Source organism: Ruegeria sp. BF6 (genome assembly GCF_056538665.1).
Genome location: NZ_JBQFTN010000005.1, coordinates 25,605 through 37,589 on the forward strand (window position 1 = coordinate 25,605; position 11,985 = coordinate 37,589).

Sequence of the window (11,985 nt, forward strand, 5' to 3'; positions counted from 1 at the left end):
CAGTAAGATTGAAATGAAAGCATTCGAATTCGACAGCAGTCTCATTGAGAACTACGCACACTTTTCGCAATCGTTCAGCGCCTTACGCGCGACAGATCTAAAGTCGCAGGTCGAAGCACTCTATCAAGACGGCCATTTCTGGCCGGACCCGCTCTTGTCATTGAACCCACGCTATGAAGAAGGCCCGACAACTGCCGAACTCATTTCTACTGGAGATTTGGATAAAGCTACCGGTGAAATTTTCCGGTTCGGAGCTGAGCCACTTCGGTTCCACCGGCATCAAGCTCAAGCCATCGCTAAAGCGCGTGCAGGTCAAAGTTTTGTCGTCACGACAGGTACGGGATCTGGTAAGTCTCTCTGCTTCTTTGTTCCAATCGTCGACGCTATCGTAAGGGCAAAAAAAGCGGATAAATCTCGGCGAACAAGAGCCATCATTGTCTATCCGATGAACGCTCTCGCAAATAGCCAGATTAAAGAAATCGAAAAGTTTATTTCTCAGTCTGGCCTACCAAAGGAGCTCCTCCCAACTGTCGCCCGCTACACGGGTCAGGAAGGTCAGGAGGAGCGACAACGCATCGCGGCCAATCCCCCCGACATCTTGCTAACAAACTTCATGATGGCGGAGCTTTTGCTAACCCGTCAAGACGAGCAGGACACCCGAGTCGTCGAGAACACAAAGGGCCTGGAGTTTATCGTTCTTGATGAACTTCACACCTACCGCGGACGACAAGGTGCTGATGTAGCTATTCTGGTACGGAGATTGAGAGATCGGTGTGCGGGCGAAAAAGCACCGATTTGTATCGGCACGTCTGCAACAATGGCCAGCGAAGGAAGCGACGATGGGCGGGCTCTGGCTGTCTCACAGGTTGCTTCGCGACTGTTCGGTGCCAGCATCGGTCCCGACGCCGTTATTGACGAGGCGCTTCGGCGTTCAACTGACGATTCTATCGAGATTGCGGATGTCATCCCCGCTCTTGGAGCAACAATAAACCAAGGCATCCCATCAGAACTCACTGACGACCAGCTTAAGAAACATCCTTTAGCTGTTTGGTGTGAGCTGGCACTCGGTTTGGACGACGGCAAGGACCTTAAGCGCAAGCGACCAATTCCATTTGGTGAAGCTGTTCAAGAGCTAAAGAAAGCCTCCGGAGAGAGCCAAGATCAGTGTCAGCAGGTGTTGGAAACCTTTCTCACTCTCGTCAGTCTGCCCGAAAAGGACAGAGGCGGATCAGGTGATGCCGCATTTCTCGCATTCAAGCTGCATCGGTTTGTTTCCGGTGCTGGTGAGTTTTTCACCACCCTAACCGATCACCCGAGAACTGTTCTTTTAGATGGCCAACTGGAGGATCCGAACAACCCTGGCCACAGAATGTACCCGACGCGGTTTTGTCGCGAGTGCGGTCAAGAATATCACGTCGTCACAAAAGTGGAACGAGACGGCCGAACCAGTTTCATTCCTCGAAACATCGATGACACCCCCATCGACGACGATGAAGAAGAAGACATTGCCGGATACCTAACCCCTACTGGCGAAGGCGACGCGGATTACCGTTTTTCAGGGGAAATCGAAAGCTATCCTGAAACCTGGGTTGAAGAGCACCGCGGTGTTGAACGATTGCGTTCTTATAGACGCGCACGCGCCCCTCAGCCCGTTACGGTTGGCGCTGACGGCCGCGTAGGTTCAAGCGGAATGGACTTTTGGTTCTTGCCTGGAAAATTCGGTTTTTGCACCTGCTGCCTGCATGAACCATCAACTGGCATGCGCGAAAGAAGCAAATTGGCCGGCCTTTCAGGCGAGGGCAGAAGCTCTGCGACAACATTGCTGGTCTCAACCGCGCTTGAATGGTTAAACGCTCCAAGCAGCAATGTCCCGAAAGACAAACGCAAGCTTCTTGGCTTTACAGACAATCGGCAGGACGCAGCACTACAAGCTGGGCATTTCAACGATTTCTTGTTTGTAAGCTTGCTGCGGGGAGCAATTCTTCGGGCCGTGTTGGACGAAGGGTCCTACGGGTTGCGCGAGGAAGAATTTGGACTGCGCGTCGTTCGTGCTCTCGGGTTCACAGCCAACAACAAAGATGCACGCGTTCACTGGATGCTGGATCCGACGGCGGGTACTGTCATCAGAGAAGATGCAGAGCGCGCACTTGCGAAGGTCATGGCACATCGCGTTTGGACAGATCTTCGACGCGGCTGGCGTTTTACAAATCCAAGTCTGTCGATCTTGAATCTCGTCGCCTTAGACTTTGTTGGCCTCGATGAAATTGCAGGAGACCAGGAACGCTTTACTGCAATTCTTCCGGAGTTCGGTGCTTTACCTACGCAAGACAGACGCGAGGTTCTGCGCACGTTCCTCGAAGCCATGATCGAAGGTTTGGCCGTCCGGACAGAGGCACTCGAACTACCCATACTCGACACGACCGCCCAGAATTCGAGAAGCCTGCTGCGATCTCCTTGGTCGATTGATCAGAAGGAAAGTCTTCAAGGGCAGTCAATTTTGTACTTACAGCCTCCAAGGCGCGGCAACATCGGCCTTAGGGAAGAAAAAACAATTCTACGTGCTGGCCATAACTCCAGAATTGCCAAGCTAATCAATAAGCGCAGCATGCTCGGCGTCAAACTAGGCAAGGACGACTACCTGAGGGTGATGGAAGAAGTCCTTTCGTACCTGAGCGAAGAAGGGCTGCTGACCCCAGTGAGCCTGGATGACGACCATCAGGGTTGGCAACTTTCACCGTCAGCTGTCCGATTGGTGCCTGGCGCTGCGGTGAATGACGCCCAATTCCGTGGAAACGCCTACTTTCACGATCTTTACACCAGCATCGCAGCAGATCTCAAAGGCGGACACAGCAGTTATTGGGGCCTCGAGAGCCGCGAACACACGGCACAGGTTACTCAGCTACAGCGAGAGTGGAGAGAGTGGCGCTTCCGGTTTGAGGATGATGATATTGCCAAGCTCGAGGAGCATGCTCTCCAAATCAAAGAAAGCGGAGAGTCAGTCCAGTTTTTGCCAGCAATGTTCTGCTCACCTACAATGGAGCTGGGTGTCGATATATCTGCACTGAACGCGGTTTACCTGAGAAACGTACCCCCGACGCCTGCGAACTACGCGCAACGCGCTGGACGCGCCGGTCGTTCAGGTCAGGCAGCTGTCGTCTTCACTTATTGTGCAGCGCAATCACCACATGATCAGTACTTCTTCGAACGTCGGAACGACATGGTCTCTGGTATCGTCAAACCACCGGCACTCGATATCACCAATCGTGATTTGGTCACTTCCCACTTACACGCGGTGTGGTTAGCAGAAGCGAAACTCGCACTGTCACCAGATATTCCGCTGATCCTGGACCTTGAGAATGAAGACTATCCACTCAAACCAGAGATCTTAACCGTTGTGCAGGCATCAAGCCTACTGGAGCGGTCCAAGGCGCCGATGGGTCGCGTGCTAGCACAAATTCTCCATTCTCTCGGTGGGGAAATGCCGAAATGGCTGACGTCCCCAGAAGAGTTTGTGGCAGAGGTTGCAGCGGAAGCACCGCGCGAGTTCGACAAAGCATTCAACCGATGGAGAGAACTTTACAATTCTGCGAGAACACAACTGATTGAAGCCAACAAGAAGTCCCAGCAGGCTGGCTTGTCCGCTTCTGACAGGCGAAAGATCAGGGCCGCGCAAGCCCAGGCCAACGACCAAATCACAATCCTTGAGCAAGGAAAGGCGTCAAACGGGTCCGACTTTTATTCTTACCGCTATCTTGCCACGGAAGGTTTCCTACCGGGATACAATTTCCCGAGGCTTCCTCTCTATGCGTTCGTGCCCGGTGAGGGGAAAAGCGGGGCTTACTTACAGCGCGCAAGGTTTCTTGCAATCGCAGAGTTTGGACCAAGAAGCCTAATATACCATGAGGGCCGCGCATTCCGGGTCATGAAAGCAAAACTGCCGCCGGAAACACGGACTGCCGATGGGCAAGAACTGGCAACAAAAGAAATCACGATCTGCCCAAACTGTGGCGCCTCGCATGAAGAGGAAGTCGAACGTTGCCATGCCTGTGATCACTCTATGGCTGGTGAGCTGCCCGTTAAGAGAACTCTCAGAATTGACAACGTTGAGGCGGCCCCTGCGGAGCGTATCACTGCAAATGACGAAGAGCGTGTCCGGCAAGGTTTCGAAATTCAAACTGTGTTCTCATGGCCGCAAAAGGCTGGAAAATCCAACATCACTGAAGCGCAGTACCTTGCCGGAGGTAAGCGCCTGCTCGATCTTCAATACGCGAACAGCGCGGAGATCAGCCGAATTAACAAAGGGTTACGACGCCGCAAGGACCAGACTGTTCTTGGCTTCCTGATCGACCCGCGGACGGGGTACTGGGCGAAAACACCAGACGAAGATGCAGATACAGATCCCCCACCTGACGCTGTGCAACCAGTCCGGATCGTGCCAATCGTACGCGATCATAAGAACGCTCTCTTGTTCAGGTTTCATCGCCCAGATTTCTATGAACCAGAGACCTTGGCGACCGTTCAACATGCACTGATGCGCGGCATCGAAGTCGTGTTTCAGCTTGAAGAAGGGGAGATACTTGGTGAGCCGTTACCAAAACGCGATGATCGGCGCACGATTCTGGCGTATGAAGCAACAGAAGGGGGCGCCGGCGTCCTAAGTCGCCTTGTAGAAGACGAGAACGCGCTGCGCCGGGTTGCGCTCGCAGCTCTGAATTTGATGCACTTCAAGGAAGTAGATGCGGCCGTCGCGGACGGTGATGCATCGTTACTCAAAGATGCGGACGATGCATGTGTCCGCGGCTGCTACCGATGCTTGCTGTCTTACTTTAACCAACCAGATCATGAGTTGATTGACCGAGTAAGCGACGAGGCCAAGCAACTCTTGGTGGATCTTGCAAGGGGCGAATTGACCACTTCCGCGACTTCAGGAACAAGCTCTTCTGCCGAAGCTTGGATTAGTGCATTTACTCAAGCGGAATTGCCATCTCCAGATGCAAAACCGATCATGTTTGGCGAGCAGCAGGCGCAATTCGCCTGGCGGGATCACTACGTTGCAGCAGCAATCGGGCAGGCTTCCGAGCAAGCAAATGATATTGCCGCCGAGAAAGGTTGGACAATTGTGTCACTGCCTGCTGAGCCGAATGAAGGTGTTCCCACGGAACTGATCGAATTACTTGGCGGAGCATATCATGACTGAAGCATTCTCACCCGGAGACTTGGTACGGGCCCGCGGTCGTGAATGGGTCGCACTACCTCCTCCAAAAGAAGGTCTTCTCGCGCTCAGACCACTCACTGGAAACGAGAAAGATACTGTCGTTCTTGATCCAACCCTGGAGTTGGAAAGCGTTGAAGCCGCGCGCTTTGATTTGCCGGATGACGCTGCTGTAACGGTACAATCGAAAGCCGCTCTGTTGTCGGACGCACTTCGGCTTACTCTGAGGCGCGGCGCTGGACCCTTTCGTTCAGCGGCAAATCTCGCCTTCGAACCCCGGATTTATCAGCTAGTTCCTCTGCTCATGGCAATGCGCATGCCAGTGCCAAGGCTATTGATTGCTGATGATGTTGGTATCGGCAAGACGGTCGAAGCCGGACTTATTCTTCGGGAGCTGATGGATCGTGGAGAAGTTGACACTTTTTCGGTCCTTTGCCCTCCCCATCTTGTTGATCAATGGATCATGGAATTGAACTCCAGGTTTGGGATCGAAGCTGTCGCCGTCACATCTAGCTCTGCTGCGCGGCTTGAGCGAGGCCTGCCGCTGGCGCAATCTCTCTTTGACGCATATCCGTTCACGGTCGTCAGCTTGGATTATATCAAAGCCGACAAACGCCGAGACGGATTTGCTAAGGCTTGCCCGGATTTCGTGATTGTTGATGAAGCGCACGCGTGTGTTGGGACGCATAAAGGCAAGCAGCAGCGCTTTGAACTATTGTCTGGTCTCGCAAAGGATCCTGAACGACGGATCATTATGCTGACTGCAACCCCGCATTCGGGAGACGAGGAAGCGTTCTCACGGTTGCTTTCACTCATCGATCTTGCCTTTGCCTCGTTGGCATTTGATGATGCTCGGTATCGTGAAAGACTGGCACGCCACTTTGTTCAACGCCGTAGAATCGATCTTGTTTCAAAGGACTGGGGAGAAGATCGCGCGTTTCCAAAGCATGAAACGACGGAAGCGCCCTATCGGCTGACCCAAGAGCATTTGGACTTCCAAGAACAGGTTTTGGACTATTGCCTCGGTGTTGTCGAAAGAGCTGGAGAAGCCCAACGAGACAGGCGATTGGCATTTTGGGGCACGCTTGCGCTGATGCGTTGTGTCGGCTCGTCGCCAGCGGCTGCATTGAGCGCTTTGAGAAACCGGATGTCCAACGAGGCAGATCGGTTGGAACCACAGGTTTTTGATGAGGACGGCGATGATGAAGACGCGGTGGATGTTGAGCCCAGCGCATCTTTCTCCGTGGATGAAGCATTAGCCGATCTCATTCAGAGCGCGGAAGACTTGGTAGCGGCCAAAGACCCAAAGCTAGAAGCGCTAATTGGCATTCTGAAACCAATGATAAAGGATGGAGCCAATCCGGTTGTGTTCTGTCGATACCTGGCAACGGCGGAACATGTCAGGGATGGTTTGAGAAAAGCCTTCCCCAAATTGACGGTTGAGGCTGTCACCGGAGTACTGACGCCTGATGAACGGCGTGATCGCGTTGCAGACATGGCCCCTGAGGATGACGACGAAATTCCACCTCAACGAATTCTTGTTGCGACGGACTGCCTCTCTGAGGGGATCAACCTCCAGCAAATTTTTGATGCGGTTGTTCACTACGATCTCAGTTGGAACCCAACTCGACATCAACAACGAGAAGGTCGCGTAGATCGTTTTGGCCAGCCGGCCGAATTGGTGCGGTCCATCATGATGTTCTCTCCCGACAGCGCCATTGATGGAGCCGTGCTAGACGTAATTCTCCGAAAAGCGGAAGAAATCCGAAAAGCGACAGGGGTAACTGTTCCACTGCCCGACGACCGGGCTCCCGTTACCGACGCGCTCATGGCCGCGATGATGCTCAAAAAGGGTGGAACCCGACAACTAGCTTTTGATCTGCGCCTCGATGACGGAACCCAAATAATGGAAGCAGTTTGGAGAGATGCGTCCGAGAAAGAAAAGGCGTCACGTGCACGTTTCGCTCAAAATGCAATGAAACCGAACGAAGTGGCTCCGGAATGGGAAAAAGTCGCAAACCTGCTTGGATCTCCAGAAGATGCGAGAACCTTTCTCGAACGCTCCATGTCTCGGTTTGGTGTACCGCTCGAAGAAAAGAAATCACTCGTACGCGCTCACGTTCATGCGCTTGATCTTCCACTGAAGGAGCGTTTGGAACAAAAGGCTCTGACTGGAACAATTAAGCTGGCCCTGTCTGAACCGGCTCCATCTGGTACAGCTCTATTGACCCGAACGCACCCGCTTACGGCAACACTCGCGGAAACACTGGTCGAAGCGTCATTGGATCCAGCCTCATTGTACGACCTTGGTATTGGGAGGCTAGGTGCTTGGCCAACGTCCAAGGTCGAAAAGGTCACGAGGCTCGCCTTACTGAGAATTCGTTACAAGCTTCGGGTTCATGCGCGAAGAGAGCGGTTGTTGCTTGCCGAAGAGGCCGCGTTGGTCGCACTCCAAGGCGATCAATTGGTTTGCAGCGGTGACGATGCACGCGAGCTTTTGAGCGCGACGGCTTCCGGAAACTTAGCACCGGTTGCGCGTGAAAGATTTGTCAAACAAGCACAGGCGCAACTACCCGGATTACTTGATGGTCCAATCGCGAAATACGTTGCCGAGCGCGCAGATGAGCTTGTCGGCGACCATGCAAGAATCCGTGCTGCAACCGGTTCCGGATCGAAAGTTACAGTGGAGCCGCTGCTCCCGCCTGATGTCATCGGACTGTTTGTTTTGATGCCAAGCGAGGAAGAATAATGGCTAGAAAACAGGTTGTTGATCTTTCGTCTTGGCCATCCCTCACTCTGGAAGGCAACATCATTGCACCAGCAATGGTCGCCAAGGTCGACCAGCGCGGAGCCTCTGAGCAAGCCGAAGAAGACTATGGCGTCAGAAAAGGTCTGAGCATTCGGGAAGAGATTTCATTGGCTTTCCGAGTGGGGCAATCGCATTTCGACGATTTCCAAAAATCTGAAACTCCATCAACTGAAGCAACGCGTTGGTTTGTGCAGGGTTTGTTGAAAGAAGCCTTCGGATTTGACGACATGGTTGCGGCGCTGGCGCCGGTTTCGCAGATCGCTGGAGAGCGCGCACCAGTCGTGATCGTTCCGCCAGAAGAAGAACTCGATAAGCGGAGCCCGACGCTTTCAGTCGAACGGTCTCTCTCACCTACGTTTGCGCTGCAAGACTACCTAAACCAACAAGAAGACGCCCTTTGGGGTCTCGTCACGAATGGTAAGTCGCTAAGGCTCATGCGCGATAATGCTTCGCTGACCCGTCCTGCCTACGTAGAAGCAGATCTGGAGCAGATCTTTTCAAACGAGGACATAGCCTCCTTCGCGGTACTCTGGCTGCTCATCCATCGATCCCGCTTTGGTAAAGCTGAAACCCCGGCGACGGATTGCGCGTTGGAGCGGTGGCGCGAAGCCGGGTCAAAAGAAGGTGAAGCTGCTCGAGACCGATTGGCGGACCAAGTTCAATTGGCTCTGAAATCACTAGGGTCAGGGTTTCTGGAAGCAAACCCGGATCTCCAGAACCAGCTGAAGTCCGGCGAGGTGCCTCTGACCGACTGGTTTAACGAACTGCTCCAACTGGTTTATCGGCTTATTTTCCTGATGGTGGCCGAAGACCGCAACTTGCTTCATTCGCCCAATGCCAACAAGGACGCACGTAAACTCTACGTGGAAGGCTATAGCCTGGCACATCTGCGGTCACAGTGCATTCGACGTTCCAGTTGGGATCGGCATTACGACCGCTATGAGGGTCTCAAAGTGGTTTTCAATGCCTTGACGCAAGGTGAGTCCAAGCTGGCTCTGCCGGCATTAGGTGGCCTTTTTGCACAGAGTAAGGCCTCTCGCCTCGACACTGCGAAACTCCGCAATAAGGCCTTTATGGAAGCTCTGTACCGACTTGCGTGGCTCAGTGACAAGTCCGGCATTGTGCCGGTGAACTGGCGCGCTATGGAGACCGAAGAACTTGGGTCCGTTTATGAGTCTCTGTTGGAACTCCAGCCTCAGTTATCCGACGACGGCAGAGAACTGCGTTTTGCCTCGGAAGCCGCAGAGCAGAAGGGCAACCAGCGAAAGACCACCGGCTCCTACTACACGCCCGACAGCCTCGTTCAGGCGCTGCTCGACACCGCGCTCGACCCTGTGCTCGACAAGACCGAGGCCGAGACGGATGATCCCGCCAAGGCGCTTCTTAAGCTCTCAGTCATCGACCCCGCCTGCGGCTCGGGCCACTTTCTTCTGGCCGCCGCCCGCCGCATCGCCACACGGCTAGCGCGCATTCGGGCCGAGGGCACGCCCTCGCTTGCCGACTTCCGCCATGCGCTGCGCGATGTCGCGCGTTGTTGTATTCACGGGGTGGACCGCAACCCGATGGCAGTGGAACTGACCAAGGTCGCGCTGTGGATTGAGACAGTGGATCCCGGCCTTCCCCTCGGCTTCTTCGATGCGCAGATCCGTTGCGGCGACGCGCTGCTCGGGGTCTTCGACTTGAAGGAGTTCGAGGACGGCATTCCCGATGCCGCCTACAAGCCGCTGACCGGCGACGACAAGGACACAGCCAAATACTATAAAAAGGCCAATCAAGATGCGATGAAGGGCCAAGGCGGGTTCGACTTCGGCACTGGGCAAGTCGCCATGCCCGAGATGAAGCCGATGGCGCTGGATTTCTCAGGCTTCCGCGATTTACCAGAGGATACGGTGGAACAGATCGGGACCAAGGCCAAACGGTACAAAGACCTGCGCAAGAAGCAGGGGTTTGTAAGGGCGACGGCCGCGGCAAACCTCTATGTTGCGGCCTTCCTGCTGCCCAAGGTAGGCGGTGCGCCCGCTGGTCTCTCGGCCCGCACCGTGCCGACGACTGAGGAACTGTGGATGGCGCTCAATCAGGGCAAGATGCGGCAATCGATGCTGGATGCGCCCAAGGCTGCTCGCCGCGCTCGGGCGTTCCATTGGCCCTTGGAGTTCCCCGATGTGATGCAGAACGGTGGATTTGACGTAGTAGTAGGCAACCCACCCTACGGCGCCGAAGTCGAAAAACGTTCAAAAGAGTGTATCAAAAGTACGCATTCTCAAACATCGGGCGCATCCAACACATGTGCCGATTTCATTAGCCTGGCTATGGGTATAATGTCCGAGCAAGGCAGGTTTGGGTTAGTCGTCCCAAAGTCAGTGACGTACTCGAATGCGTGGCGTGGAGTGCGAGAAATTGTTGTACCTCGCTTGGTTTCAACCATTGATATTGGGCAAGCTTGGCCCAATGTTGCGCTGGAGATGGTTCTGCTGTTTTGCTCAAAAGAATTACAGTATACATCCCAACTTCGGCTTTTCAGGGGCCTAAACGCACCCAATATGCCGATTTCGCGCGAGTTGGCCGAGGGGTTAGGGATTATCCCTACTGGGATGAATGAAAATGATCAGGCGGTGCTCACGAGAATTCGGAAATTCCTAAAACCAAACAGAGTACCAGAGCTTTCCACATCTCGCGGCAAAGGCCTCCAAAGGTTGGCGAATAATGAGGGTGATACTGAGCTGCTAGCTGGAAAAAACATTGCCCCAATGCAACTGCGAGGACCTTGGCGCTTCATAAACAGGAATCAAATAGAAGACCGGTTCGTCTTGCCAACGGGTGCGACGGTATTTCAGAATATCGTAGCCCATCTGCTCAACCCTACGGACCACATCCGACTGATTGGCGCCGTAACGGATCGACCGATGGCTCCACTAGACACCGTCAACGTCATTCATCACCCTCTCAATTACAGTGCTCGCTCAGTTGCGGCCTATTTGATGTCTGACTTCATTTGCTGGTTCGTATACGTCGGCGGCTTCAATCGAGCCGTCCGAACAATGCATTTCGACAATTATATTCTTGCGAAGCTACCTTCAGTCCCCGCTGGCCTATTTGAGAAACTTGAAAATGTTGTTTCCGAAGACTCGGGCGAGCTCGGCACGGCCGAATGGGAGCAAATAAACGAAGTAGTTAACCAATCGTATGGTTTAGGTGGAGAATTCTCTTCCTATCTTGGACAAATGCACAGCCAGAAAGGGCGATAAATGGAACAACTAATTGATGCTATGCAAAATCTCTTGATCGAATGCGAGATGCCGGACAGTCGAAAGGCGAGATTCCGAACTCGCTACCAAGCTGCGGCCGGCCACGCACCTGACGAGTCATTCATGCAAACTCAGAATAACAAATGGGGGGTCGAATACCGCATGTATTTTGACGCAACAATGGACGTTATTGATGGATTCAAAGACGCCGGTTTCAATGTTGAGGCGAGGACGACAGGCTATGGCTCAGAACGTGCATACAGGATTAACGACGAGGAGCTCTTTTGGGAACTTGTCGCACGCGGCCGTCATTTAGGGCAAAATTGAAGTAGTTTTCTGAGTCTCTGACCGTGGGTGGCCATTTCGGACGCAAGAAAGGCAATCAGCCATGCTGCTTGTAGACTCGTGCCCGTTCTTTCACTTGAAATACTCCGCTGAAACCAGCGGACCACCCACAACTTCAGGCGAGTACCGCCGCGCCGCCCTGCGTGCCAATCTCGATACCTACTACGCCCGCGCTTACGGCCTGACCCGCGATGAGCTGCGTTTCATCCTCGACGCTGCCGACGTGAAGGGCCGCGACTACCCCTCAGAAACCTTTCGCGTCCTCAAGGAAAAGGAAATCCGCCAACACGGCGAATACTGCACCCGCCGCCTCGTCCTTGAGGCATGGGATCGGATGGAAGCGAATGGTGAGTTCAAGGCCATGGGAATGTAAG

General features: G+C 53.8%; 5 protein-coding genes. All 5 read left to right on the forward strand.

Going from position 1 to position 11,985, the window contains the following annotated elements:
* The first annotated feature begins 13 nt into the window (after window positions 1-13).
* The 5 genes from ACR0IM_RS14050 (at window position 14) to ACR0IM_RS14070 (ending at window position 11,984) form a co-directional block, all read left to right on the forward strand.
* The gene (locus ACR0IM_RS14050) at window positions 14-5,197 is read left to right on the forward strand and encodes a DEAD/DEAH box helicase (protein ID WP_480682302.1); all 5,184 of its coding nucleotides are present in this window, start codon (window positions 14-16) and stop codon (window positions 5,195-5,197) included.
* Window positions 5,190-7,961: a helicase-related protein gene (locus ACR0IM_RS14055; RefSeq protein ID WP_480682303.1), complete on the forward strand. Its 2,772-nt coding sequence runs from the start codon at window positions 5,190-5,192 to the stop codon at window positions 7,959-7,961. The genes ACR0IM_RS14050 and ACR0IM_RS14055 overlap by 8 nt, the downstream gene beginning before the upstream one ends.
* Window positions 7,961-11,266 (forward strand): Eco57I restriction-modification methylase domain-containing protein, encoded by a 3,306-nt coding sequence (locus ACR0IM_RS14060; RefSeq protein WP_480682304.1) that lies wholly within the window; start codon window positions 7,961-7,963, stop codon window positions 11,264-11,266. Before ACR0IM_RS14055 ends, ACR0IM_RS14060 begins: the two co-directional genes overlap by 1 nt.
* Window positions 11,267-11,593 (forward strand): hypothetical protein, encoded by a 327-nt coding sequence (locus ACR0IM_RS14065; protein ID WP_480682305.1) that lies wholly within the window; start codon window positions 11,267-11,269, stop codon window positions 11,591-11,593. It begins immediately after the preceding gene.
* 61 nt (window positions 11,594-11,654) lie between these two features.
* Complete coding sequence (locus ACR0IM_RS14070) at window positions 11,655-11,984, forward strand: hypothetical protein (RefSeq protein WP_480682306.1); 330 nt, start codon at window positions 11,655-11,657, stop codon at window positions 11,982-11,984.
* Window position 11,985 lies beyond the last annotated feature (1 nt).

Excerpts from the sequence above, each read along its gene's own strand:
- ACR0IM_RS14065 (WP_480682305.1), top strand. The coding sequence starts at position 11,267 with ATGGAACAACTAATTGATGCTATGCAAAATCTCTTGATCGAATGCGAG.
- ACR0IM_RS14070 (WP_480682306.1), top strand. The coding sequence starts at position 11,655 with ATGCTGCTTGTAGACTCGTGCCCGTTCTTTCACTTGAAATACTCCGCT.
- ACR0IM_RS14055 (WP_480682303.1), top strand. The coding sequence starts at position 5,190 with ATGACTGAAGCATTCTCACCCGGAGACTTGGTACGGGCCCGCGGTCGT.
- ACR0IM_RS14050 (WP_480682302.1), top strand. The coding sequence starts at position 14 with ATGAAAGCATTCGAATTCGACAGCAGTCTCATTGAGAACTACGCACAC.
- ACR0IM_RS14060 (WP_480682304.1), top strand. The coding sequence starts at position 7,961 with ATGGCTAGAAAACAGGTTGTTGATCTTTCGTCTTGGCCATCCCTCACT.